At 66.0% G+C, this 24,455-nt stretch carries 22 protein-coding genes and 2 pseudogenes; 17 read left to right on the forward strand and 7 right to left on the reverse strand.

Annotation, left to right across the window (positions count from 1 at the left end; all coding sequences use genetic code 11):
• Positions 1 to 144 precede the first annotated feature (144 nt).
• The 3 genes from H7841_06600 to H7841_06610 all read left to right on the forward strand — a co-directional run bounded on the left by H7841_06600 (position 145) and on the right by H7841_06610 (position 2,030).
• A complete protein-coding gene (locus H7841_06600; protein ID MEO5336547.1) occupies positions 145 to 504 on the forward strand; it encodes a hypothetical protein in 360 nt (119 codons plus the stop codon).
• Between the two features lie 158 nt (positions 505 to 662).
• Entirely contained in the window at positions 663 to 818 is a 156-nt protein-coding gene (locus H7841_06605) for a hypothetical protein (protein ID MEO5336548.1), read from the forward strand.
• Positions 819 to 884: 66 nt separating this feature from the next.
• Positions 885 to 2,030 (forward strand): type III PLP-dependent enzyme, encoded by a 1,146-nt coding sequence (locus H7841_06610; GenBank protein MEO5336549.1) that lies wholly within the window; start codon positions 885 to 887, stop codon positions 2,028 to 2,030.
• Positions 2,031 to 2,171: 141 nt separating this feature from the next.
• Here the strand turns inward: H7841_06610 and H7841_06615 are convergent, their stop codons facing one another.
• The gene (locus tag H7841_06615; protein MEO5336550.1) at positions 2,172 to 5,840 is read right to left on the reverse strand and encodes a vitamin B12-dependent ribonucleotide reductase; all 3,669 of its coding nucleotides are present in this window, start codon (positions 5,838 to 5,840) and stop codon (positions 2,172 to 2,174) included.
• Positions 5,841 to 6,194: 354 nt separating this feature from the next.
• Positions 6,195 to 6,512, reverse strand: coding sequence for a (2Fe-2S) ferredoxin domain-containing protein (locus tag H7841_06620; protein MEO5336551.1), 318 nt, complete (start codon positions 6,510 to 6,512; stop codon positions 6,195 to 6,197).
• A gap of 139 nt (positions 6,513 to 6,651) precedes the next feature.
• Here H7841_06620 and H7841_06625 point away from each other — a divergent pair, with 139 nt between their 5' ends.
• The gene (locus H7841_06625; protein MEO5336552.1) at positions 6,652 to 7,956 is read left to right on the forward strand and encodes a phenylacetate--CoA ligase; all 1,305 of its coding nucleotides are present in this window, start codon (positions 6,652 to 6,654) and stop codon (positions 7,954 to 7,956) included.
• A 17-nt stretch (positions 7,957 to 7,973) separates the two neighbouring features.
• Here the strand turns inward: H7841_06625 and H7841_06630 are convergent, their stop codons facing one another.
• Positions 7,974 to 8,480, reverse strand: coding sequence for an HPP family protein (locus tag H7841_06630; protein ID MEO5336553.1), 507 nt, complete (start codon positions 8,478 to 8,480; stop codon positions 7,974 to 7,976).
• A 221-nt stretch (positions 8,481 to 8,701) separates the two neighbouring features.
• On the opposite strand from H7841_06630, the gene H7841_06635 reads away from it, so the two are divergent.
• Positions 8,702 to 9,355 carry a hypothetical protein gene (locus H7841_06635; protein MEO5336554.1) on the forward strand — a complete coding sequence of 218 codons (654 nt, stop codon included), beginning with the start codon at positions 8,702 to 8,704 and terminating at the stop codon, positions 9,353 to 9,355.
• On the opposite strand, the gene H7841_06640 is transcribed toward H7841_06635, so the two are convergent.
• Complete coding sequence (locus H7841_06640; GenBank protein MEO5336555.1) at positions 9,313 to 10,467, reverse strand: hypothetical protein; 1,155 nt, start codon at positions 10,465 to 10,467, stop codon at positions 9,313 to 9,315. The two genes, H7841_06635 and H7841_06640, sit on opposite strands and share 43 nt — an antisense overlap.
• Before the next feature lie 204 nt (positions 10,468 to 10,671).
• Between H7841_06640 and rpe the strand changes: the two genes are divergently transcribed.
• The 4 genes from rpe to H7841_06660 all read left to right on the forward strand — a co-directional run bounded on the left by rpe (position 10,672) and on the right by H7841_06660 (position 14,447).
• Positions 10,672 to 11,322, forward strand: coding sequence for a ribulose-phosphate 3-epimerase (gene rpe, locus H7841_06645; GenBank protein MEO5336556.1), 651 nt, complete (start codon positions 10,672 to 10,674; stop codon positions 11,320 to 11,322).
• A 162-nt stretch (positions 11,323 to 11,484) separates the two neighbouring features.
• Positions 11,485 to 12,291 (forward strand): LuxR C-terminal-related transcriptional regulator, encoded by an 807-nt coding sequence (locus H7841_06650; protein ID MEO5336557.1) that lies wholly within the window; start codon positions 11,485 to 11,487, stop codon positions 12,289 to 12,291.
• 103 nt (positions 12,292 to 12,394) lie between these two features.
• A complete protein-coding gene (locus H7841_06655; protein MEO5336558.1) occupies positions 12,395 to 12,745 on the forward strand; it encodes a metalloregulator ArsR/SmtB family transcription factor in 351 nt (116 codons plus the stop codon).
• A 346-nt stretch (positions 12,746 to 13,091) separates the two neighbouring features.
• Positions 13,092 to 14,447 carry a PAS domain S-box protein gene (locus H7841_06660; protein MEO5336559.1) on the forward strand — a complete coding sequence of 452 codons (1,356 nt, stop codon included), beginning with the start codon at positions 13,092 to 13,094 and terminating at the stop codon, positions 14,445 to 14,447.
• An 8-nt stretch (positions 14,448 to 14,455) separates the two neighbouring features.
• Here the strand turns inward: H7841_06660 and H7841_06665 are convergent, their stop codons facing one another.
• Positions 14,456 to 16,504, reverse strand: coding sequence for a nitrate- and nitrite sensing domain-containing protein (locus H7841_06665; GenBank protein ID MEO5336560.1), 2,049 nt, complete (start codon positions 16,502 to 16,504; stop codon positions 14,456 to 14,458).
• Positions 16,505 to 16,707: 203 nt separating this feature from the next.
• Here H7841_06665 and H7841_06670 point away from each other — a divergent pair, with 203 nt between their 5' ends.
• From H7841_06670 to H7841_06690, 5 genes are all read left to right on the forward strand, one after another.
• Positions 16,708 to 17,460 carry a DUF2249 domain-containing protein gene (locus H7841_06670; GenBank protein ID MEO5336561.1) on the forward strand — a complete coding sequence of 251 codons (753 nt, stop codon included), beginning with the start codon at positions 16,708 to 16,710 and terminating at the stop codon, positions 17,458 to 17,460.
• The gene (locus tag H7841_06675; protein ID MEO5336562.1) at positions 17,457 to 18,806 is read left to right on the forward strand and encodes a hypothetical protein; all 1,350 of its coding nucleotides are present in this window, start codon (positions 17,457 to 17,459) and stop codon (positions 18,804 to 18,806) included. The genes H7841_06670 and H7841_06675 overlap by 4 nt, the downstream gene beginning before the upstream one ends.
• Positions 18,766 to 19,278 carry a hemerythrin domain-containing protein gene (locus H7841_06680; GenBank protein MEO5336563.1) on the forward strand — a complete coding sequence of 171 codons (513 nt, stop codon included), beginning with the start codon at positions 18,766 to 18,768 and terminating at the stop codon, positions 19,276 to 19,278. Before H7841_06675 ends, H7841_06680 begins: the two co-directional genes overlap by 41 nt.
• Positions 19,279 to 19,445: 167 nt before the next feature.
• Positions 19,446 to 20,378 carry an exopolyphosphatase gene (locus H7841_06685; GenBank protein MEO5336564.1) on the forward strand — a complete coding sequence of 311 codons (933 nt, stop codon included), beginning with the start codon at positions 19,446 to 19,448 and terminating at the stop codon, positions 20,376 to 20,378.
• Between the two features lie 28 nt (positions 20,379 to 20,406).
• Positions 20,407 to 21,924 carry a S41 family peptidase gene (locus tag H7841_06690; GenBank protein MEO5336565.1) on the forward strand — a complete coding sequence of 506 codons (1,518 nt, stop codon included), beginning with the start codon at positions 20,407 to 20,409 and terminating at the stop codon, positions 21,922 to 21,924.
• Positions 21,925 to 21,965: 41 nt separating this feature from the next.
• Here H7841_06690 and H7841_06695 read toward each other — a convergent pair.
• Together H7841_06695 and H7841_06700 are read right to left on the reverse strand one after the other, a co-directional pair.
• Positions 21,966 to 22,227, reverse strand: a pseudogene (locus H7841_06695) (ISAzo13 family transposase).
• A gap of 729 nt (positions 22,228 to 22,956) precedes the next feature.
• Positions 22,957 to 23,016 (reverse strand): annotated as a pseudogene (locus H7841_06700) (thioredoxin domain-containing protein).
• Between the two features lie 332 nt (positions 23,017 to 23,348).
• Here H7841_06700 and H7841_06705 point away from each other — a divergent pair.
• The 3 genes from H7841_06705 to H7841_06715 are packed head-to-tail and all read left to right on the forward strand — an operon-like array spanning position 23,349 to position 24,241.
• The gene (locus H7841_06705) at positions 23,349 to 23,648 is read left to right on the forward strand and encodes a hypothetical protein (GenBank protein MEO5336566.1); all 300 of its coding nucleotides are present in this window, start codon (positions 23,349 to 23,351) and stop codon (positions 23,646 to 23,648) included.
• 33 nt (positions 23,649 to 23,681) lie between these two features.
• Positions 23,682 to 23,876 carry a type II toxin-antitoxin system VapB family antitoxin gene (locus H7841_06710; GenBank protein ID MEO5336567.1) on the forward strand — a complete coding sequence of 65 codons (195 nt, stop codon included), beginning with the start codon at positions 23,682 to 23,684 and terminating at the stop codon, positions 23,874 to 23,876.
• Entirely contained in the window at positions 23,873 to 24,241 is a 369-nt protein-coding gene (locus H7841_06715) for a PIN domain-containing protein (GenBank protein ID MEO5336568.1), read from the forward strand. The genes H7841_06710 and H7841_06715 overlap by 4 nt, the downstream gene beginning before the upstream one ends.
• Positions 24,242 to 24,455 lie beyond the last annotated feature (214 nt).

Below are 24,455 nucleotides of genomic sequence, written 5' to 3' on the forward strand. Positions count from 1 at the left end.
CCCTGTCCTCCGCGTCCGGAGAATACTCCGCCCCCTGTCCAAGGGCAAAGGGTGCCTTCCGGTTCCGGACCGGGGTTGCGTCGGTCGTCCCCCGCGAACGATAGTCAAGGGCGGAAGATCCAACGGGGGACCGGGAGATCGGGCATGGCGGAATCGAGAACCTGGCAGCACGTCGGCATGCGGATCGATTTTCATCATCCGGACAGCGATCTTTTGGAACTGACGCCCGAGGCCGAGGACCTTTACGGGGCGGAGAAGGAGCGGGCGCGGCTCTTCCTCCGGATGTCGGACGGGAATCGGCGAAGTGCCGAAGACCTTCTGGCCGAATGGCTGGCGGGCGAGGGCCGGAACTTCGTCGATCTGGCCGCCGGATGGGGGGCGACCGGGACTCTCGTCCTCGACTATCCGCCCGGCCGCTACGTCCTGGAAACCAAGGGGGGGCGCATGGATCTGCGGCGCCTCCGGTTGGCCTTCCGCCGGACGGGGGCGGGTCGGGTCCGTTGACGCGATTTTTCTCTTTTCATTTCGTCGGGATGCCGTATAAGGGCCGTTACGACGCCAAGCGCACGAGCCATGAGGCCAGATGGCCAGGCAACGACGCCCAAGCGTCCTGTTGGAGTGGTCCGGCCCGATCCGGCCGGTTTGCCCGATGGGAGGGTGGTATGGTCAGTCTGCTGCGCGGCGCGTCGCCGTCCGATATCAGCCGAGGGGAAGCCCGGATGGGGGCCCGCGCCCGCGACTTGGTGGCGCGCCAACGGCTTGCCTACATCTGTATTCTCGGGCGCAAAAATCCCCATTCCAGTCTGAGGGCGGCCTAACCAAGCCGCCGCTGTACAAGCTGCCCTCCGGGGCGCGGTTCCTTTCCCTAACCGCTTGTATGGGACATCGCTGGGATGACTCCGAAGATCGAACGTTTTATCGCCGACCGACGTCCAGAGACCCCCTGCCTGATCGTCGACCTGGACGTGGTCGCCGCCAAGTACAAGAACCTCGCCCGCGCCCTGCCGGGCGTGCGCATCTACTACGCCGTCAAGGCCAATCCGGCGCAGCCGGTGCTGGAGACCCTGGTGGGTCTCGGCTCCTGCTTCGATGCGGCCGGGGCGGAAGAGATCGAGATGTGTCTGGCCTCGGGGGCCAAGGCCGATGACATCTCCTACGGCCACACGGTGAAGAAGCGGCGCGACATCGCGCGGGCCCATGAACTGGGTGTGCGCCTGTTCGCCTTCGACAGCGAGGACGAACTGAAGAAGCTGGCCGAGTTGGCGCCGGGTTCCAAGGTCTACTGTCGCATCCTGGTGGAAAACGCCGGTGCCGACTGGCCGCTATCGCGCAAGTTCGGCTGCTCGCTGGACATGGCCCGCGATCTGATGCTTCAGGCCCGCGACCTCGGGCTCGACCCCTACGGCCTGTCGTTCCATGTCGGGTCGCAGCAAACCAACCCCCAACAGTGGGAAGGCGCCATCGGCCGTGCGGCCATGGTCTTCACCGACCTGCGCGAGCAAGGGGTGGAACTGCGCATGCTGAACATCGGGGGCGGCTTCCCGGCCCGTTATCGCGACGACAGGCTGCCGCCGCTGGACGCCTACTCGGACTCGATCATGCAGGCCATGCGCCGCCACTTCGGCAACAATATTCCCGAGATGATCATGGAACCGGGCCGCGGCATCGTCGCCGAGGCCGGGGTGGTCCATGCCGAGGTGGTGTTGATCTCGCGCAAGTCCAACGCGCCCGACGAGGCCCGCTGGATCTACCTGGACGTGGGCAAGTTCGGGGGCTTGGCCGAAACCATGGACGAGGCCATCAAGTACGGCTTCCGCACGCCCCACGACGGCGGGCGCGAGGGCCCGGTGGTGATCGCGGGCCCCACCTGCGATGGCGCCGACATCCTCTACGAAAAGACGCCCTACACCCTGCCGCTCGACCTGAAGACGGGCGATGCGGTGCAACTGCTGGCGACCGGGGCCTATACCACGGTCTACGCGGCCTCGTCGTTCAACGGCTTCGCCGCGCCGAAGGAATACTATATCTGACCTTGCGGCTTCGGACGGCTTTCCCAACCCGGCCCCTCCCTCGCGAGGGGCCGGATGCGTTTTGGTGGGCATCCCTTCTTCCTCCCAAGAAAAAGGGGCGGCCGGAGCCGCCCCAGTCTTGCCTTGGGAGGAACCACGCCTTCAGGAACAACCGCTGGTCGACCCGCAGGTCACGCACTTCAGGCAGGTGCCGTTGCGCACCAGGGTGAAGTTTCCGCATTCGCCGCAGGGATCGCCCTCGTAGCCCTTCATGCGCGCTTCGCGCACCTGCTCCAGGAAACCGTCGGTGCTGGCCACCACGGTTTGCGAAATGGAGACGTGCTGGCCTCCGCCGCCCACCGCCATCTGCAGGCCGCCACCCATGGCGGCGGTGGCCACGCCGACAGCTTGGGCGATCTTCTCCTTGCCGCCCGAGCCGCCCTTGATGACCAGAAGCTTCTTGCTTCGCACGAAACCCTGGCTGGCGATGCGCTCGACCACTTCCTCCAGCATGTTCATGCTGGGATTGCCGGCCGCCCGTTCCCTCTCGCTGCGCCCCAGCGCGTCGGGAGAGACCAGATCGTTGGGCTCCACATGGGCAAGATCGTTGCGCCCCAGGTAGGAAACGGCCAGTTCGCGGAAGATATAGTCCAGGATCGAGGTCGCCATCTTGATGGTCTCGTTGCCTTCCACCATGCCCGCCGGCTCGAAGCGGGTGAAGGTGAAGGCCTCGACGAATTCCTCCAGCGGCACGCCGTACTGCAGACCGATGGAAATGGCGATGGCGAAGTTGTTCATCAGGCTGCGGAAAGCGGCGCCTTCCTTGTGCATGTCGATGAAGATCTCGCCCAGGTGCCCGTCTTCGTATTCGCCGGTGCGCAAATAGACCTTGTGGCCGCCCACGGTCGCTTTCTGGGTATACCCCTTTCGGCGGTCGGGAAGCTGCTTGCGGCGCGCCGCGATCACCCGTTCGACCACCTGCTGGGCAAGGATCTCGGCGCGCTGGCCGGCCGGGGCCTCGATCAGGTCCTGGATCAGGTCTTCCTCGTCGCCCTCCAGGATGGAGGACTGCAACGGCTGCGACAGTTTGGAGCCGTCGCGGTAGAGGGCGTTGGCCTTCAGGCCCAGGCGCCAGGACAGCAGATAGGCATCCTTGCAGTCCTCGACCGATGCGTCGTTGGGCATGTTGATGGTCTTGGAGATGGCCCCCGTGACGAAGGGCTGCGCGGCCGCCATCATGCGGATGTGGCTTTCCACCGACAGGTAGCGCTTGCCCAGGCGGCCGCAGGGATTGGCGCAGTCGAACACCGGCAGGTGTTCGTTCTTCAGATAAGGTGCGCCTTCCAGGGTCATGGCGCCGCAGACGTAGGTGTTGGCGGCGTCGACCTCCTTCTTCGAAAAGCCGAGCGCGCCCAGCATGTCGAAGGAGACGTCATCGAGGTCCTCGCGCGACATGCCGAGGGATTCGGTGCAGAATTCCTCGCCCAACGTCCACTTGTTGAAGACGAACTTGATGTCGTAGGCGTCCTTGAGCCCCTTCTCCACCGCGGCGATCGCCTCGGGGGTGAAGCCCTTGGCGCGCAACGCCTCATGGCTGACGGACGGCGCCCCCTTCAGGGTACCGTGGCCGACCGCGTAGCGGACGATCTCCTCCACCTGCATGGCGGCATAGCCCAGGCGCCGCAGGGCTTCGGGGACCATGCGGTTGATGATCTTGAAGTAGCCGCCGCCGGCCAGCTTCTTGAACTTGACCAGGGCGTAGTCGGGCTCGATGCCGGTGGTGTCGCAGTCCATCACCAGGCCGATGGTGCCGGTGGGGGCCAGCACGGTGACCTGGGCGTTGCGGAACCCGTGTTCCTCGCCCAAAGCCAGGGCACGGTCCCAGGAGGCTGCCGCCGCCGCCGTCAGGCTGGCATCGCGGCAGGATTCGGCGTCCAGGGGCACCGGTAACACCGACAGGCCCTCGTAGGAATCGCTTTCGCCATGGGCGGCGCGGCGATGGTTGCGGATCACCCGCAGCATGGCGTCGCGGTTGGTCCAGTAATGGGGAAAGGCACCCAATTCGGACGCCATTTCCGCCGACGTGGCGTAGGACTCGCCGGTCATCAGGGCCGAGATGGCGGCGCAGATGGCGCGCCCTTCCTCGGAATCGTAGGGAATGCCGGCCGCCATGAGATAACCGCCGATGTTGGCGAAACCCAGGCCCAGCGTCCGGTACTGGTAGGACAGCTCGGCGATCTTGGCCGACGGGAACTGGGCCATCATCACCGAGATTTCGAGCGCGATGGTCCAAAGCCTGACCGCGTAGGCGAAGGACTGGGCGTTGAAGGTCCCGTCCTCGCCGGCAAAGGTCATCAGGTTGAGCGAGGCCAAGTTGCAGGCCGTGTCGTCCAGGAACATGTACTCGGAGCAGGGATTGGAGGCGTTGATCCGTCCCGACTCCGGACAGGTGTGCCACTCGTTGATCGTGGTATCGAACTGCAGGCCGGGGTCGGCGCAGGCCCAGGCGGCGTAGGCGATGCGGTCCCACAGGTCGCGCGCCCGCAGCTTCTTGGCGACCTTGCGGTCGATGCGGCGGGTCAGTTCCCACTCGCCGTTCTGCTGGACGCGGTCCAGGAAGGCGTTGGACAGGCGCACCGTGTTGTTGGAATTCTGCCCGGAAACCGTGAGGTAGGCCTCGGAATCCCAGTCGGTGTTGTAGACCGGGAAGTCGATGGCGGTATAGCCCTGGCGGGCGAAATGGATCACCCGCTGGACGTAGTTTTCGGGAATCATCGACTTGCGCGCGGCCAGGACGGCCTTTTTCAGCGCCTTGTTCTTCTTGGGATCGAAGCGGTCGTCGCCGGCCATCTCGCCGCAAGCGGCCATGATGGCGTTGAGGTGCTTGTTGGAAAGCGCCGACCCGGCCACCAGGGCGGCGACCTTCTGTTCCTCGTAGACCTTCCAGTTGATGAAGTTCTCGACGTCCGGATGGTCGACGTCGACGATCACCATCTTGGCGGCCCGGCGCGTGGTGCCGCCCGACTTGATGGCACCCGCCGCGCGGTCGCCGATCTTCAGGAAGCTCATCAGGCCCGACGACTTGCCGCCGCCCGATAGAGGCTCGTTCTCGCCGCGCAGGGACGAGAAGTTGGTGCCGGTGCCGGAACCGTACTTGAACAGCCGCGCCTCGCGGACCCAAAGATCCATGATGCCGCCCTCGTTCACCAGGTCGTCACCGATGCTCTGGATGAAACAGGCGTGCGGCTGGGGATGCTCGTAGGCGGAACGGGACTTGACCAGCTTGCCGGTGCGGAAGTCGACGTAGGAATGGCCCTGGGCCGGCCCGTCGATGCCGTAGGCCCAATGCAGGCCGGTATTGAACCACTGCGGCGAATTGGGGGCGCCCATCTGTCCGCAGAGCATGAAGCGCATCTCGTCGAAATAGGCCTGGGCGTCGGACTCGGTGTCGAAATAGCCGCCCTTCCAGCCCCAGTAGGTCCAGGTGCCGGCCATGCGGTCGAACACTTGGCGGGCGGTGGTCTCGGAGCCCGAGCGCTCGGCTTCCGGCAGTTCCTTCAAGGCCTTGTCGTCGGGCAGGCTGCGCCACAGCCAGGACGGGACGTCGTGTTCCTCATAGCGCTTCAGACGGGCGGGCACGCCGGCCTTGCGAAAGTACTTCTGGGCCAGCACGTCGCAGGCCACTTGCGACCAGCCGGCCGGCACTTCCATGGATTCCAGGCGGAAAACCACCGAACCGTCCGGATTCCGGATCTCGCTGGAAGCGTTCCTGAACGTGAAGGACTGGTAGGGGGATTCCCCTTCCCGAGTAAACAGGCGCTGAATCCGCACGGTGCCCCCCGCAATGTTATCGTTAATCCAATGACCCCAACCTCGCCGAACGCCCGCCCCATCCGTGGGCGTTCATACCCGCTGACGGCGAATTCTCGCCTGGCCACTAGATTACGTGGTCTGCTCGGGTGCGTGGCGCTAAATCTAGCCGAAGGGTCATCGGGCTGCAACAAGATTTCGGGGGTAGGCGGGCTTCTGGACACCAGGGAAGGTATCCAGGCTCTTGGAAATCCAGGGAAATGATAGACGGGCGAGCGGTGACGGGGGACTCATTCCGGCAGTCCCTCGGACGGCGGGCGGCCGGGACGAGCCCGGCCGCGATGTCGCCGCAACGGCGATTCCTGGGGGCGGAATCTAAAGCGCCATCAGGAGTCGGTCGACCTTCCTGCCGCCCTTCAGGTGGGTTTCGAATATCTCGTCCATGTCTTCCTTGGTCTTGACCGAGTACCAGGTGCCCTCGGGATAGACCACCAGGGCCGGTCCGCGGTCGCACATGCCCAGGCAAGATGAGGGATTGATGCGCACTCCCTCCAACTCCACTTCCTTCACCTTGTCCTTCAGATAGGCGGCCAGGTCCATGGCACCGGCCGGGCCGCAACTCGGATGCGGGACGCCTGGCGGGCGGGCGGTGGTGCAACAGAACACATGGTATTTGTAGACGGGATCGGACATTCCGGGGCTCCTTGATTGGAACGATTCGAATGGAAATTGAAGTCTAAGCATCCGCCGGCGGGATGGGAAGGCCTCTTGCACCGACGCCCGGCTTGGTCATAATCGCCGGTCTCACGCTCGCAGCCGAGGGGGAAGACCGATGGCGACCTATATGTTCGCGCCCGAGATCGAGACCATGCCGCGCGACAAGCTGGCGACTTTGCAACTGGAAAAGCTGAAGAAGATCGCCGCCCATGCCTATGCCAAGGTGCCCCTCTACAGGAAGAAGTTCGATGCCGCCGGGGTGAAGCCGGAGGATATCGAGTCCCTCGACGACTTCGCCCGCTTTCCCTTCACGGTCAAGGACGACCTGCGTGACAACTACCCCTTCGGCATGTTCGCCGTGCCCCAGGATCAGGTGGCGCGCGTCCATGCCTCGTCGGGCACCACCGGCAAGCCGACGGTGGTCGGGTATACCCGGGAGGACCTGGACACCTGGTCCAACCTGATGGCCCGCTCCATGGCGGCGGCCGGCGCCCGCCCCGGCGACATGGTGCACAACGCCTATGGCTATGGCCTGTTCACCGGCGGCCTGGGCGCCCATTACGGGGCGGAACGGCTGGGCTGCACCGTGACTCCGGCCTCGGGCGGCTTCACCGAACGCCAGATCGTGCTGATCCAGGATTTCGGCTCGCGCGTGCTCTGCGCCACGCCTTCCTATGCGCTCAACCTGGCCGAGGTGGCGGACAAGGAGGGCGCCGACCTGCGCAAGTCGAAGCTGGAGATCGGCATCTTCGGCGCCGAGCCCTGGAGCGAGTCCATGCGCAAGGAACTGGACGAGCGCCTGGGGATCAAGTCGGTGGACCTCTACGGCCTGTCGGAGATCATCGGACCGGGCGTCGCCGCCGAGTGCCTGGAGGCCCGCGCCGGCTTGCACGGCTGGGAAGACTGCTTCCTGTTCGAGGTGATCGATCCGGAGTCCGGCCAGCGCCTGCCCATGGGCGAGTCGGGCGAGTTGGTCATCACCACGCTGGCCAAATGGGCCCAGCCGATGATTCGCTACCGGACCCGCGACATCACCCGCCTCACCGACGAGGCCTGCGTCTGCGGCCGCACCCACCTGCGCATCCTGCGCGTCACCGGGCGTAACGACGACATGCTGATTATCCGCGGCGTCAACGTCTATCCGTCGCAGGTGGAAGCGGTGCTGATCGGCCGCCCGAGGATCGAGCCCCACTACCAGTTGGTCATCCAGCGCGAGGGGATCATGGATACCATGACCGTCGAGGTGGAAGCGAAGGCCGGCGTCGGCGTGGAGGATTATCCCGCCATCGCCAAGGACGTGGAGCATCACATCAAGTCGCGGGTCGGCGTCACCTGCCGCACGGTGGTGCTCAGTCCCGGCGAGGTGCCGCGTTCCCAGGGCAAGGCCGTGCGTGTCCGCGATTTGCGGCCGAAGGGCTGAGAGCGGCGGCGCTCCCGCTACTCGATGGCCTCCGGCAGAGGTCGGGGATAGGCGGTGCCGCGGGGCGGGCAGCGATGGACGGCGACGGCGATCAGGACCAGCATCGCCGCACCCGCCAGCACCGGAAGGAACAGGTAGGTCCAGTCCGGATTTTCCGACGCCACCAGGATGGGAATGGCTCCGGCCGGCGGATGGAGGACCCGCAAGGCGGCCATACCCAGCAAACCCAGTGAAACGGCGATGGCCACCATCCACCAATGGCCGGGCAGCAGGGCCTGCAATAGCAGTCCGGCCAGGGTCGCCACCACGTAACCGCCCATCACGTTGGCCGGCTGGGCGAGGGCGCTGTCGGGAAGGCCGAACAGCAAGGCGATGGTAGCGCCGAAAGGCCCGATCAGAAAGGGCGAGCCGGTTTCCTGTCCCAGCCAGCCGATCCAGCCCAGCGCCAACAGGCTGCCGACCCCGGCCTTGATCCAAGCCGCGGTGGAAATGGCTTCCTGATGGCGATGAACGAAGCGCCGCATGGGGATCACCTCGCCCGTACGGCACGGTGCCGGCCTTGATGGGGGTCAAATCCGGCCCTCCTCACGGCGATTTGATGAAATCGATTAAAATCGCTCTCAATTTGATATAAATCACCGAATATATATATCGTATTATATCTTTGTATTATTAAGTCGATATCAGGCATGGTTAATACTATACTTATGATGTTCGGATCATCGCCAAAAAAGGGCCAGTCCCCATGCGATCCATGAGCGCCGGATACCGAGGAGCGAACGACGACGGCCCGGCCAATGTCGGTCGGCACGCCTTGGTCTTCGTCGTGGTGGTGTTGGTTTCCCTCAGCATCCTTTCCCTGGTCGGCCTGCTGTTGCATTTTTTCGCCTCGCCGCCGGTGACGATCAAGCTGCGCGGCCAGGAGGCCCGCCAGTCGGGTCAGGCCTTCACCTGGAAAGGCATCGCTCTGGGCAGCGACCCGGCGACGGTGCGGCTTGACCATCCCGGGCTGGTCCTGTCCGGTGGGCGCAACGGCTTGCGGCTCGGCACCGCCGGCGACAAGGGAACCAGCCTCAAGGTCTCCTTCCTGGATTCGGCCAGGGGCGGCAAGGCTTACCGCGTCCAGTCCACCGAGACTCTGCCGACCCTGGATATGAACGAGGTGCTGGCTCCGCTGGTGAAGGTCCATGGCCGTCCCATTTCCCGCAGTTGCCGCGAGGAGCCGTTGTACGGCGCCCGCGAATGCGAGGTTTCCTGGTGGCTGCAGGATGTCACGCGGCTGGAGGTCACGTTGCGGATTCCCGTGCCGCCGCGCAATCCACCAGGGATACTGATGGTGGCGACCGCCACCAACACCTACTTGGAAGGCTTGGCCTTGTGGCCCGGCATGGCCCGCTGAGGGGTGGCCGGGCGGGCCGCCGGCTTTCCACGCGGATGGGGTTGCCCGTCTTCCTTCCTCTCGTCCACTTCCGCCTCGTCGCTCTCGGGCTTGCGGCCGCCGATACCCAAACGGGCCAGCAAGCCGGAGAACCCGCCCTTCTTCTTCGGTTCCGCTTCTTCCTCGTCATCGTCGTCGGGAATTTCCTTGGCACTGCCGTGGGCCGGCGGATGACCCTTCGCCGAGGCATGGCGGGCCGGCGGCGCCTCTTCGTCGCTCTCGGCCTCTTCCGCCAAATCCTTGTGCTTGCCGTGGGTCGTCAGCCAGAGGACGGCGGCGGCGCCCAGGAGCAATCCGCTGGCCCCGGCCAGGATGATCCACAGCAGGGAGCCGTCATCCCTGCCCTTGGCTTCGGCCTTTCCCGGTGTCACGCCGGCAACCCGGCCGCGGGCCTCTCCCGCCAAGTCGGGCGCGATGACCATGCCGGACATGCCGCCCGGGTCGGGAGTCGCCGGTTCGGCCAAATCGATGGCTCCGAAACAGATGCGCGGCAAGGTCCTGTCGTCGGGCAACTGAAGCTCCGGAACGGTATTGCCGCCCACGTCCCCCGATTGCGGGAGATACTGCAGGGTCACCTCGCGTCCCTGGGCCGACTTGAGGCGGAAGCCCAGGTTGTCGGTGCGGCCGTCGTCCTCGTAGTCGATGGTATAGACTCGGGTCAGCCAGAACAACTCGCCGCCCAGCCGCACCCGTGTGGCCCCGTAAAGGCCTTCGATGCGCAATTCGCACCGCGGCGGCGGTGGCTTGGGCGGAGGAACCGGCGGTTGTGCGGCCGTGACGGGCGTCGTCTCGGGGGCCGCCGGCTCGGGCGGAGCGGTAGCCGCCAAGCTTGGAGTCTGGACCCGGCGGGACGCCCACTTTCCCGCGGCCTCGCGGCAAGCTCCGCGCGAGGTGCGCAGTTCCACCGCCTTGCTTTGCGGGTCGACGACCACGGCCGGAATCTCGCCGCCCTTGAGGGCTTCCGCCACCAGGGCGTCGCAAGACGGTTCCTGGGCCGCGACGCCGGACAAACCGACGGCGGCCCCCAGAGCCGTTCCTGCGATCATGCCGGGAAGCCGATAGCGAAAGGCCATGACCAGCCATCCCCTCCTTCGGGTTGCTCAGGCTCCCATGCCCTTGACGATGCCCTGAATCTATTACCGAATCGCTAACGCGACAAGAGGCCGCCCATAGGCAGATGGCGACATCGGCCCGCAGTTCTCCCTTGCCAAGCCATGTTTTCTATTAGAAAACTCTAATCCAAATCAAACCCAGGGACACGCCGCACGGAGGACACCATGGACGTCAGGATCGCCCCCAGCATTCTTTCCGCCGACTTCGCCCGCCTGGGCGAGGAAGTCAAGGCGGTCGACGAAGCCGGCGCCGACTACATCCACATCGACGTCATGGACGGCCACTTCGTCCCCAACCTGACCTTCGGCCCGCCGGTCATCAAGTGCATACGCTCCTGGACCAAGGTGCCCTTCGATGTCCATCTCATGATCGATCCGGCCCAGCCTTTCCTGGAGGACTACGCCAAGGCCGGCGCCGACCTGATTACCGTCCATGCCGAGGCGGACGTGCACCTGGACCGCAGCCTCCAGTTCATCAAGAGCATCGGCAAGAAGGCGGGCGCCTCGCTCAACCCCTCGACGCCCGAGACGGTGCTGGAATATGTCATGGACCGCCTGGACCTGATCCTCGTCATGTCGGTCAACCCCGGATTCGGCGGCCAGAGCTTCATCGAGTCGCAGGTGGAGAAGATCCGCCGGATTCGCAAGATGATCGGCAACCGCCCCATCGAGTTGATGGTGGATGGCGGGGTCAACGTCAAGACCATCCGAAGCGTCGTCGAGGCCGGCGCCACGGCCGTGGTGGCCGGCAGCGCCGTGTTCCAGGGCAATGATTACAAGAAGACCATCGGCGACCTGCGCGCGGCTCTCAAGTGACGGTTCTCGACATAGCCGTTGACGGCGGCGGACGGGCGGCCTAAACAGGAAGCGGACGGTTTGATCTTGGTCAAGCCTCCGGGGCGGTTGGCGTGGAGGCGTCTTCCGCCTGGAACGCGAGGGGTGTGGGCGGCGCCGGAAGGCGCGGAGGTCGTCAGTGGCGTGAAGTCGCCATTGCGGCCGTTGATTGAGGTCATCGACATGGTCGGCATGACTCCGTTGAGCGACATCGCGGCGGCCGGTGGGGTTGCTCCCACCGCCGGAGGTGCCATCGTGGTCATCCTGGACGGGGAAGGCCGGATCGCCTATGTCAACGATTCCTGGCGCAACTTCTGCTTGACGCGGGAAGGCGAGTCGCCTTCCGCCTGGCTGGGCCGGAACTTCCTCGACATCTGCCGCCAAGCCCAGATCGACGAAGGCGCCGACGGCATGCTGGTCTCGGCGGCGCTCGCCGACCTGCTGTCGGGCAAGCGCAAGCGCTTCGAGATCGTCTATGCCTGTCGCCAGGGCAAGTGCCCGCGCTGGTTCAAGATGCTCTGCCGCGGGGTGTCCAATTCCAGCAGCATCGGCGCGGTGGTGATGCTGATCGACGTCACCGAAATGCATTTGGGCGAACGTCTGGTGCGCGAGAGCGAGGATCGCCTCTGCGCCTGGATCGAGGAGGACCGGGAAAGCGAGGACCTCGACGGTCCGGCCATTGAGGCCGTGCTGTCCGCATCGCGCCCGCCCGAGGTGGCGCCCGGCGTCAATCTCGGCACGCCGCGTCCGCGGGTCTCCCTGTCCCCGCGCGAGGCCGAGTGCCTGCTCTGGACCGCCTATGGCCTGCGTTCCAAGGAAATCGCCGAGAAGCTCGGCATCACCACGAAAACCGTGGAACACCACTTGGCCAAGGCCAAGGACAAGTTGGGCAGCAAGAACCGTGTCGAAGCCGTGATGCGGGCCGTTTCCCTGGGCCTCATCCGTCCCTGACCCCTTCCCGTCGTTCGTCGCCGGTCGGCGCGGGATTTCTTGACATCAGAACTAGTATTAGTTAGACCTAATATTAGAAAAATGGGAGGGGACCCGTTTCCCTATGGATGTCGAAGAATTCGCCAGGCAAGCCCTGGCCGCCAGCAACTTGCTGAAGGCCATGAGCAACGAAAGCCGGCTGATGATCCTTTGCCAACTCGTGCACGGGGAAAAGACGGTCGGCGAGTTGGAAGACGTGGTCCACCTCAGCCAGTCGGCCCTGTCCCAGCACTTGGCCGTGCTGCGCCAAAGCGATCTGGTCAAGACCCGCCGCGCCGCCCAATCCATTTTCTATTCCCTGGCCGGCCCCGCTCCGCAGGCGGTGATCGAGACTCTCTACCGTCTCTACGGCGGTCCCGACAACCAATGCATTCCCGTACCGCGTGGTGTCGGCAAGGCCTGTTCGCAGTCCTGACGGCTTCAGGAAGAACGAGTGACGAAGGTGGGCCGGAGGCTTGAGGAGGAGCCCCCGGCCCCGCCCGGGTCTCGCTTCGCGAGGGGGGGTCCTTTTGAAGAAACGATCCCCGGATGGACTTCGTTCGACGAAGGGGGGAGGAGTCGCCGGAGCGATCCCCTTCGATCCTGACGACCTTGACAGGAACGCCGTCACGGCAAAAGCCGGCAAAACTCCCATCGGGAAAACCCCTTAACGCCTAGCGTGCACCGCTTGCGGAATGCGGCCCCTTTCCCGGGCCTCCCTCGCGGTGCTACGATGGTTCCGGTGCGGAGGGGTCGGAATCTCGGATCGAAAAGGGATGGGAATGCTGTCCTTCGCTGTCCTGGGGGCGTCCATCGTCCTGCAGTTCGCGGCAGCGGGTTTGGCGCTGGCGCTGGTTCCGGTCACCGGCCGGCTTCTCGCCTGGGCGCTGATCGCCAGCGCCATCATCCTGATGGCGGTGCGGCGCACCGTCACCTTCTATTATGCCTTCACGGCGGCACCGCCGCTTCCGCCGCTTCTCTCGGCAGAACTGGTGGCACTGGCAATTTCCGTGCTCATGGTGGCCGGGCTCGCCCTCGTGCGGCCGTTGTTCGTCGCCCTGCGCGACAGCGAGGCGCGCCTGCGCAAGCTGATGGACGCCACGCCGGACGCCATCTTCGTCTGCGACGACCAGGGAAACCTGGTGGACGTCAATCGCCGCGCCGTCGAAAGCATCGGCCATGATCGGGAAACCTTGCTTTCGCGCAACGTCTTCGACATCGATGCCGCCTTCAACCGGCCCGCGGCGGCAGGGCTCTGGGCGAAGGTACGGGGCGGGGCCACGGTGACCTTCGAGAGCCAGCATCGGCGCGGCGACGGCAGCATCTTCCCGGTCGAAATCAACATGACCGCCATCCGATCCGGCGACCGCGAGCTTATTCTGGGGGTGGCCCGCGACATTTCCGAGCGCCAGGCGGCGGCGGAAGCCGAACGCCGCGCCATCGAGCAGTTGACCCGTTCCCATGCCGAACTGGAGCGCTTTACGTTCGTCGCCACCCACGACCTGCAGGAACCGCTGCGCATCATTACCACTTACGCCCAGCGGCTGGAACGGGAGTTCGGCGACCGCCTGGACCGGGCCGGCTGCGACTATCTGGATTTCGTGGTTGGCGGCGCCCGCCGCATGCGGGACCTCGTCAATGCCCTCTTGATGTTCTCCCGCGCCAATCTGAAGGCGGCCCCCTTCGGACCCGTGGACCTGGAACATGTGGTGGCGACGGCCCTGGAAACGCTGGGGAGCTCGCTGGACGAAGCCAAGGCGCGGGTTTGCGTCGGCGCCCTCCCCGAGGTCATCGGGGACGGGATGCAGATTTCCCTGATGATCCAGCACCTTTTGTCCAACGCGGTGAAGTACCGCCGGACGGGCGTGCCGCCGATCATCGTTCTGTCGGTGGTTGCCCACCATGACAGCGCCGAATGGGAGATCGCGGTCGCCGACAACGGCATCGGCATCGAGCCGCAGTACCACGAGATCATCTTCCAGCCCTTCAAGCGCCTGCATACTCAGGAGGCCTTTCCCGGTACCGGGGTTGGCCTGGCGCTCTGCCGCAGCATCGCGGAACGACACGGCGGGCGGATCGTCGTGAATTCGACGCCCGGCGAGGGCAGTACCTTCCGGGCCTTCCTGCCGGCGATTTGACCCGTCGATCAGACGCGCTTGATGCCGGTCAGGAAGTCTTCGACCTCCTTGCGCAAGACATCGGACTCATGAAGGAGTTGGCGCGTGGCGCCCAACACCTCGGTGGCCGATTCGCCGGTATCGGTGGCTGCCTGGTTGACGCCCGCGATGTTGGAACTGACGTCTGTGGTCGCCTTCGAGGCTTCCTCGACGTTGCGGGCGATTTCGCGGGTCGCCGCGCCTTGTTCCTCGACCGCCGCCGCGATGGCGGAGGCCGCGGCACTGACATCCGAAATCGTGCGGGAGATGCCCTGGATGGCGGTCACCGCGTCGCCGGTGGCGGTCTGGATGCCGGCGATCTGGGCGCCGATCTCATCGGTGGCGCGCGCTGTCTGGTTGGCCAGGTTCTTGACTTCCGACGCCACGACGGCGAAGCCCTTGCCGGCGTCGCCGGCCCTTGCGGCCTCGATGGTGGCGTTCAAGGCCAGAAGGTTGGTCTGCTCGGCGATATCGGTGATCAGCGCGACCACTTCGCCGATCTTCTGGGCGGCGTCGGCCAGGCTCCTGACCTGGGCATTGGTGCGCTCCGCCTCCGATGCCGCGTTGGCGGCGATGGTGTTGGCCTGGTTGACCTGACGGCTGATCTCGGCGATGGAGGCCGACAGTTCCTCGGTGGCGGCGGCGACCGTCTGCACGTTGGTCGAGGCTTCCTCGGCCGCGGCGGCCACATGGGTGGCCTGCCGGCTGGTCTCCTCGGCCGTGGCGGCCATGCCTTGGGCGGTACCTTCCATGGTGGTGGAGGCGGTCTTGACGGCTCCCAGCACCCCCGTGACGCCCTTCTCGAAGACGTTCATCAGCCGTTCCATGGCCTGGCGGCGCTGTTCCTTGGACGCTTCCTCGCGGCGCTGGTCCTCGGCCATGCGGTCGGCGGCGATGCGGTTGTCCTTGAAGATCTGGACGGCGGCGGCCATGTGGCCGATCTCGTCGCCGCGGCCGACGCCGGGAATGGCTACCGAGGTGTCGCCGCGGGCCAGTTGTCCCATCGCATCCGTCATGCCGGCGATGGGGCCGGTGATGCCCCGCACGATGACGGCGGTCAGCGCGGCGGCGGCGGCCAGCAGGACCAGGGTGAGGGCCGAATAGAGGGTCAGGTCGCGCACGGCGGAGGAATGGATTTCCTCCACCAGCTTCTCCAGGCCGACGGCGGCCTCGTCCTCGACGGCCTTCAGCAGGTCGATCTTCTGCGTGGCGGCGGCGAACCACTGGGGCGCCTCGACGCCCTGGACGCTGCCGGTGGCCAAGCTCTCGATGGCGACCTTGCGCATGCGTTCAACATCGTCCACGGCCTTGCCCTTGACGGTCTCGCGGAAACGCGACACCAGCTTGTCACCGGCGTACGCTTCGAAGGTGCGGAAGTAGGTCTGCTGCTCGGCGCCCCGTTCGCAGAACTGCTTGTAAAGCGCCGACGAGAAAGTGCCGGCACCGAAGCCGGCGGCGCCCAGGGCACGTTCGATGCCGGACCTCTCCTTGCCGTATAGCAGGCTGGTGTAGGCGACGATCTGTTTGGTCACCAGGGCGTCGGTGCTGAGGAGGGCGGTTTCTTCCACGATGGCCAGCAGCTTGGCAATGGTGCCTGTGTAATAGCCAGCCGAATCAGGCGGTGCGATGCCCAGGGCGGAAACCTGCCTGCGGGTATCGTCCAGCTTGCCGACGGCGGCTTCGGCATCGCGCACCTTGGCGGCGAACTGGGCGCCGTAGCGGCCAAGGTCGATGCCCTTCAGAGCCTTCTCGGCCAGGGTCCGCTTGTCGTCGGCGGTCTTGCGCTGCTTGGGCAGATCGTCCTTGAAGCTTTCGCCCTTGCTGGACAGGAAACCGGCGGACATGCCGCGTTCCTTCTGCATCTCGTGGACGAAGGCACTGATGACCGGACCGGTTGTGACCAGAGCCTCGAGCTGCCGGGTCTTGCTTTCCTCGCCCATGCGGTCGACAACCACGAGACCGGAAAATAGCAGCAGGCCCAGGATGGGCAATACCAGGGCGATGGCGATGCGCGCGCCGATGCGGACGTTGGACAGCATGGACTCCCCCTGAGACACTTGGTCTCGCGAATTTGGGCCACACTATATACATGGAACCGATTTGTAGAAACCCCAAAGAATTTCGACATCTCGGGACGATTGATTGCCATCAAGGAGAATGGAGGCTCGCAGAGCTTAGTGTCATGGCCGGTGCAACGAGGGATTTCCGGGCGACGAAGAAAGCGCCTGCGGTTGTTTCCAAGATGACGCGTTTCACGGTATCCGATCCTGTCGCGCGGGTCATGGCGGTCCGGCCGGCGGCCTTGGAGGAACTGCGCAGGCGGTTTCCCGCCCTCGGCTGTTTCGCCGATCCCGCCCTGGCCGGCGAGGTGACCCTCGGCGAGGCTGCCCACATGGCGGAGGTCGGCCCGCTTTCCCTGGTCGCCTTCGTCAACGGGGAAGCCGATGGCCTGGGGGCCACCCAGGACGAGGCCGAGACCGTTCCCTCCTGGATGGGCGAGGCCGCGGCGCAGGATATCCCGCTGGACGTCCGGCCGCAGATCGCCGCCGGGGAAGATCCGCGCGACCGCATTGTCGGCTTGGCCCGGGCCGTGCCCGAGCGGGGATACCTCTCCATCCTGGCGCCTTTCGATCCCCTGCCCTTGCGGCGGCTGCTGGGGGGGGCTGGCTTTTCCAGCCATGCGCGGCGCGAGGCGCCGGGGCGTTGGCGGGTGGTCTTCCATCGCGACGGGGGCGGGATGTCGCCCTCTCATCCGGTGGCGCCCCTGGACATGGCCGTGCTGGATCTGCGGAGGATGGAGGCGCCGGGCCCCCTGGTCGCCATCTTGTCGCGCATCGATAGCGGGCAGGGACGGGGCGGGCCGTTCGAAGTCCTGCTGGCCCGCGACCCCATCTTCCTTTACCCCGAATTGGCGGAGCGTGGCTGGCAGGCCGAAGCCCTGCCGGCGTCCGATGGCGGGGTACGGCTGCGTCTATCGAAGGCAGAAGGCGCATGAGCTTTCCCGGCGCCATCCTGATGGGAGCCCAGAAGCGGTTGCTGCCTGTCTCCGTGCCCTATCGGTTTTTCCTGGGGGCGGCGGCCGGCCATGTGCTGGCTTGGCTGCTGCTCGCCCTGGCGGCCGACCAGGTGCCCGGCTACGGCGGCGGTCCAGGGCCGGTGCTGGCGGTGGTCCACGCCCTGACCCTGGGGGTGTTCGCCGCCACCGCCATGGGCGCCTCCTTCCAGATGTTGCCGGTGGCGACGGGACAGGAATTGGTCGCTCTCTGGCCCTGTCGGCTGGCTTTCTGGCTGCTGTTTCCCGGCGCCCTCGTGCTGCTGGCCGGCTTCCATCTCGGCAAGCCGGGCGTCATGGCGATCGGCGCCGGGACGGTCAGTCTGGCTTTTCTGCCGTTCGCCTGGGTGGTGGGCGACCTGTTATGGAAAACGCGGGGCATCCTCCTTGTCCTGCGGTTCCACGCCTGGACGGCGCTTGCCGCCCTGGGCGGCCTGGCGCTGCTGGGGCTGGCCCTGATCGCCGACTACGACCATGGCTTCCTGCCCGACCGCTCGTCGGCGGGACTGGCCCACCTGATCCTGGCGGTCTTCGGCTTCATGGGGTTCCTCGCCTTCGGCTACAGTCACATCCTGGTGCCCATGTTCGCCTTGTCTCCGGCTTCCGATCCGGGCCGGGCCAAGCTGGGCTACGGTCTGGCCCTGGCCGCCCTGCTGGCGGGCGTGTCCGGAGCCCTTTCCGGCATTTCGGTCCTACTGGTCGGGGCGGCCATCCTTGGCCTGGCGGCGACCGGAGTGCACCTGCACCAGATGCGTCTCAGCCTGAAGACCGGCATGCGCAAGAACCTGGGCCTGTCCTTCGTCCTGGTGAAAACCGCCTGGGGCCTGCTGCCCCTGACCTTAACCGTCGGGGGGCTGGCGGCGGCTGGCGGCGGCGGCGGGCGGATGGTCGCGCTGTTCGGCTTTTTGGCGCTATTCGGCTGGCTGCTGACCTTCCTGACCGGCATCCTCCAACGGATCGTCCCTTTCCTGGCTTCCATGAACGCCGGCAAGGGCAAGGGCGGACGCACGCCCAGGCTTTCGGAATTGGCGGCGGAAGGTCCCCTGAAGGTCCACGCCGCCTGCCATTTCGCCGCCCTGGCGCTGGGGGCGGTGGGGATCGGCGGCGGCTGGCCGGCCGTCATCCAGGGCGCCGCCTCGATCGGCCTGGCCGGGGCGGCCGCCTTTTTCTGGTTCGTGGCGGACGTCTACCGGCGCCTGCTGCGCTCGCGCGCGCAACAACAACACCAAGCAACGGAAACCGAAACCGATGTTCTACCTCCGACTGCCCATCCTGCAGACCCTGCATGAGGAACACATGTCCGTCCTGGCGCTGCTCGAGCGCCTGGAAACCTATCTCGGCAAGCGCGACGCCGGCTCCCCGCCGTCGGCCGGCGACGGCGAGACGGCGGCCCTGCTGGGCGACCTGGTCGCCAGCATGGAGGGCGAGATATCCCATCACTATTCCTTCGAGGAGCAGCACCTGTTCCCGCGCTTCATGGAATTGGCCGGGCCCGGCATCCCGATGATGCTGAAGGACGAGCACGACTCGATCCGCCCGGTGGCCAAGCGCCTGGCCGACCTGGGCCGCGCCGCCCAGGCGGGCGCGTTCGACGCGGCGACCTGGAAGGAATTCCACGAACTGGGCCTGGAAATGGTCGAACGCGAGGTCTTCCACGTCCAGAAGGAGGAAATGGGCTTCCTGCCGGCCCTGGACCAGATGCTTCCTCCCGATGCCGGCCCGGCCCTGGCCGATGCCTACGCCGCCCTGAAGAAGGGGTGAGCGGCGCAACCCCTTGAACTTCCGGTCCCGGAGCCCCAGACTCCGGGAAATCGGATTGCTTGTCGGAAGCATTTGGGCCGGAAGGTAAAATGGGGTATGGTGCCGCGGGAAGGAGTCGGGGGTGTCTGCCCGGTCGACCCTCTGCCGGATGTAACGGGGGATAGATTATGAGCGAAAAGAAATTCCGCCTGGTGACCCGCAGCGACTTCGACGGCTTGGCCTGTGCCGTGCTGTTGAAGGAACTCGACATGATCAACGAGATCAAGTTCGTCCATCCCAAGGACATGCAGGACGGCACGATCCTGATCTCGGATTCGGACATCACCACCAACCTGCCCTACGTCAAGGGCGTGCACTTGGCTTTCGACCATCACCTGAGCGAAACCATTCGCCTGGGCGAGAGGGCCGCGAATCACATCATCGAGGCGGAAGCCCCGTCGGCGGCCCGCGTGGTCTACAACTACTACGGCGGCAAGAAGGCCTTCCCCACGGTCTCCGACGCGATGATGGACGCGGTGGACAAGGGCGACTCGGCGCAGTTCAGCCGCGAGGAGATCCTCGACCCCCAGGGCTGGGTGCTGATGAACTTCCTGATGGACGCCCGCACCGGGCTCGGCCGCTTCAAGGAATTCCGCATCTCCAATTACCAGTTGATGATGCAGCTGATCGACTACTGCCGGAACCACGACATCGGCCAGATTCTGGCGCTGCCGGACGTCAAGGAACGCGTCGATCTCTACATGGAACACCGGGAACCCTTCCGCCGCCAGCTCGAACGCTGCGCCACGGTGCATGGCAACGTGGTGGTATTGGATTTGCGCAAGGAAGACACCATCTATGCCGGCAACCGGTTCATGATCTACGCCCTGCATCCGCAGACCAACATCTCGATCCATGCGCTTTGGGGGCTGAACAAGCTGAACACGGTGTTCGCGGTCGGCAAGTCCATCTTGAACCGCAGTTCGAAGACCAACATCGGCGAACTGATGCTGAAGTACGGCGGCGGCGGCCATGCCAATGCCGGCACCTGCCAGGTCGACAACGACGAATCCGAAGCGGTGCTGAAGGATCTGATCGCCAAGATGATCGCGGACGGCTAGAGTCGATCCGAAGTCAGAAGGAGTACGGATGAGCTGGAACCGCCTGTCGCGGGCGTTGGTGCTGGCGGCGAGCTTCGCCGCCGGGGCTGTCCTGCCGTCCCTGGTCGGCTGCTCGGGCGGCGACTCTCCCTTCGCCGTCGGGCGGGTGGCCGGGCTGTTTTCCGGCGATGCGCTGTCCCTGGACGCCGAGGGCGAGCGGCAGCTCAAGCGTTTCGAGGAGACCTACCGGGGCTACGTCAAGCCCAAGGACGACGGCCAGGCGGGGCGGCAACTCAAGCATTTCTCGGACGCCTTCAAGCGGGTGCGGGCCAACTACGTCCATCCGGTGGCCGACCGCGAGCTGATCGAGGCGGCGATCAAGGGCGTCAAGGACAAGAACCCGGACCCCAAGTCCATGGACCCGGCGGTCCTGGTGGAAACGGCGTTGGACGCCATGCTGACGTCCCTGGACCCCCATTCCGGCTACCTCAATCCCGACGAGTTCAAGGAAGTGGGCGTCGCCACCAAGGGCGAATTCGGCGGCCTGGGGATCGAGGTCTCCAGCGAGGACGGCTACGTCAAGGTCATCGCCCCCATGGAGGAAACTCCGGCGGCGCGGGCCGGCATCAAGACGGGCGACCTGATCACCCACCTGGATGGGCAGTCGATCAAGGACATCCAGTTGGCCGACGCGGTCAAGCGCATGCGGGGCAAGCCGGGCACCAAGATCCGTCTGACCGTCAAGCGGGGCGAACAGGCGCCTTTCGACGTGACCCTGATCCGGGCGGTCATCGAGGTGAAGGCGGCCCGCTGGCGGCTGGAAGGCGACGTGGGCTACCTGCGGGTGACCCGGTTCAACGCGAAGCTGGAAGAAACCGTTTCCCAAGCCATCGACGACATCCGGGCCAAGGCGGGCGGCAAGCTGCGCGGCATGGTGCTCGACCTGCGCAACAATCCCGGTGGCCTGCTCGACCAGTCGGTGGCGCTGGCCGACGCCTTTCTGGATCACGGGACGGTGGTCAGCGTGCGCGGCCGCGACAAGGACGACAGCCGTTCCTACGATGCGGGCGGCGGCGACGCGGCGCCGGGGCTGCCGCTGGTGGTCCTGATCAACGGCGGCTCCGCTTCCGCTTCCGAGATTGTGGCCGGGGCCTTGCAGGACCAGCGCCGGGCCGTGGTCATGGGGACCCGTTCCTTCGGCAAGGGCTCGGTGCAGACCATCCTGCCCTTGCCGGTGGAAGGCGGCCTGCGCCTGACCACCCAGCTCTACTACACGCCGTCAGGGCGCGCCATCCAGGCCCTGGGCGTGGAACCCGACATCGCCGTAACCTCGCCGGAGGACCCGGAAAAGCAGGCCAAGCGCCGCCGCGAGGCCGACCTGCCCCATGCCATTCCGGCGCAGAACGAAGCCGCCAGCCGGACCCGCGCCACCCTCGCCGAAGCCGACTGCCCGCTGGCCAAGGACGGCGACAAGGAAGACCGGATGCTGGGCTGCGCCCTGGACCTGGTCCGCGCCGGTTCCGCCGAGGCCTACCTCAGCCACCGCCGCACCGCGCAGAAGTTCTGAACCTAAATCCGGCGGTTTGGGTCCGCTGATGAATTACCGCCCTAATTTGGAGCGTGCGCCAAAATGGTGTAGTTCCAATCGCCATGGCACTCATGGCGTTGGATGTTGATTTCGGCCATCTCTGCGGCGATGACCTATACGCCGGCGGGATAGGGTCTCGGACTGGACCTTGAGGACGGCCTGTGTGGTGGTGGCGGCACTCAGTTGGACGATGGCTTGGTAGCTGACCAGCGGTCGGGCACGCCAATTCTGGGTGATGAACGAGAAGCGGCGGTGTTCGATCTTGTTCCATCTGCTGGTGCCAGTCGTCCAGGACCGACCCGCCCGGGCGGCCGTCCCGCCACCAGTGGACCAGTCCTTCCCCCGACATGAGATGACGGGCAACGAAGCGCCAGGCATCCTCGGCCGCCGCGATCCAGCCCGGCTCTCCCAGCGCCACGCCGGCCTCGGCCAGGGCGGCGATGGCAAGGCCGTTGGCATCGGCCAGCAACTTGTCGTCCAGGCGGGGCCGCGCCTTGCGCACGGCCCGGAACCGAACCCGCCGCCGGGCAGGCGCATGTCGTCGAGAAGGAAATGGACCGTGCCCCGGATGCGGTCCTCCAGAAGGGGGGGAGCAGGTCTCCTTCCAGACCTCCACCAGGAGCGACAGCATCGCGGCGTGAGGTCCAGCATCTTCTCGAAATGGGGCTCCCGCCAAGCGGCATCGACCGCGTAGCGGAAGAACCCGCCGCCCACATGGTCGTAGAGGCCTCCCAGGGCCATTCGCTCCAGGCTCAGGGTCACGATCTCCCGCCAGTCCGCACAGCCCTCGCGCCGGGATGCCCGCCACAGGGCCAGAAGGGCGGGAAGGCGCGGATGCTTGGGCGCCGCACCGAAACCGCCCTCGAAGGGATCGGCCTCGGCAGCCAGGCGGGTCAAGGCGTCCCCTCCGGAGGCGGGGTGGCGCTTTCCGGTATCGGCCACCGTCTTTCCTTGGCGATGGAGAGCCACGGCTTGGTCCAGAACCTCGCGGAAGGACGGTATGCCGCCGCGTGGATCGGGCGGAAAGTAGCCGCCGCCCAGGATCGGCCGGCCGTCGGGGGCAAGGAACATGGTCAAAGGCCGGCCGGTCTGCATGTAAACGGTGTCATTGTGCACCTCGACCCAGTCGCCGCTCTCGATGCCCCGGCTGGCCGCGTCCTTGGTGTTGATGACCAGGAAGTTATCCGGCCAGCGCTGGGAGAGATAGGGCTTGCCCTTGCCGACGCCGGTGGGCTACTTGGCCCCTTCGGTCGAGAAGCGCTCGGCGCTCGGCATGCTGTTCTCCTCGACCCGTTTTCCCGGCCGCGCGCCTCCGGGGTACGTCGCGCTCACCGCCTTTGTGGGGGGGCGCCCGCCAACCGGAGCCGGCCCGTCTGCCCGTCCCCGAACTGAAGGCTCTCGCCATGGGGGAGGCTCGGGCGTTGCTGGGCGTCACCGGCCCCCCGGTCGTCGCCCGCAGCCGTTACTGGATGCGCGGCCTGCCCCAGTACGGGATGGACCATGCCGTAAGGCTGGAAACCCTGCGCGGCCTGGAGGAATCCCATGCCGGCCTGTTCGTCACCGGGAACTTCCTGGCCGGCATGTCCACCACGGCCTGCATCGCCCAGGATTTGGCCACCGCCCGGCGGGCAGCCGCCTATCTCGGCGACGGAGAAATGCCAAGCTCCTTGACGGGGGGCATGAAAATGGTCATCAATCGATGACATATCGGATGCGCCTGAAGGAGCCCAATGGCGATGCGCACGACGCTGGCCCTCGACGACGAACTGCTGTCCAAGGCCCAGGCCTTCACGGGATTGACGGAAAAGACGGCGCTGGTCCGGGAAGCTCTCAAAGCGCTCATCGAGCGCGAGAGCGCGCGGCGACTGGCCCGGCTCGGCGGCAGCGAGCCGGATCTGGCGCCGCCGCCCCGGCGACGGAAACCGGCGTGATCCTGGTCGATACATCGGTCTGGGTCGATCATCTCCGCGCGGGCGATGCCGGGCTGGCTACGCTTCTCGGCAGGGGGGAGGTCCTGACCCATCCCTTCGTGATCGGCGAAATCGCCCTCGGCGGGTTGCGGCACCGCCACCAAGTTCTCGACGCTTTGGGGAATCTTCCCCAGGTTTGCGTCGCGACCGACCGGGAGGCGCTTCACTTCATCGACCGCCACAAGATACATGGCCTGGGAGTCGGCTATGTCGATGTCCATCTACTGGCCGCCGTCAAGCTGACGGCCGAGGCTGCGCTGTGGACGCGGGACAGGAATCTTCTCCGGGTTGCCGCTCGTCTGGACCTTGCCGCGACTCTTTCCTGACGAGCCAGGGGGGCCGGTTCCGCAGCATGAATTCCGGCGTGATCTCGACCAGCCCCTCCGCCGCCGCGATGCCATCCTGGGCCCCCAGCCAGGCGCCCTTGCGGCCCCGCAGGTCGTCGTGAAACCCCGGATCGGTGGAATCCCGCCCCAGCCGCCTTGAGGGAAATGGCCCGCGCCTCATCCAGGAGGGTTCCGTTGGTTCCGATCACCGGCA

It is taken from the genome of Magnetospirillum sp. WYHS-4 (assembly GCA_039908345.1).
Taxonomy (GTDB): Bacteria; Pseudomonadota; Alphaproteobacteria; order Rhodospirillales; family GLO-3; genus JAMOBD01.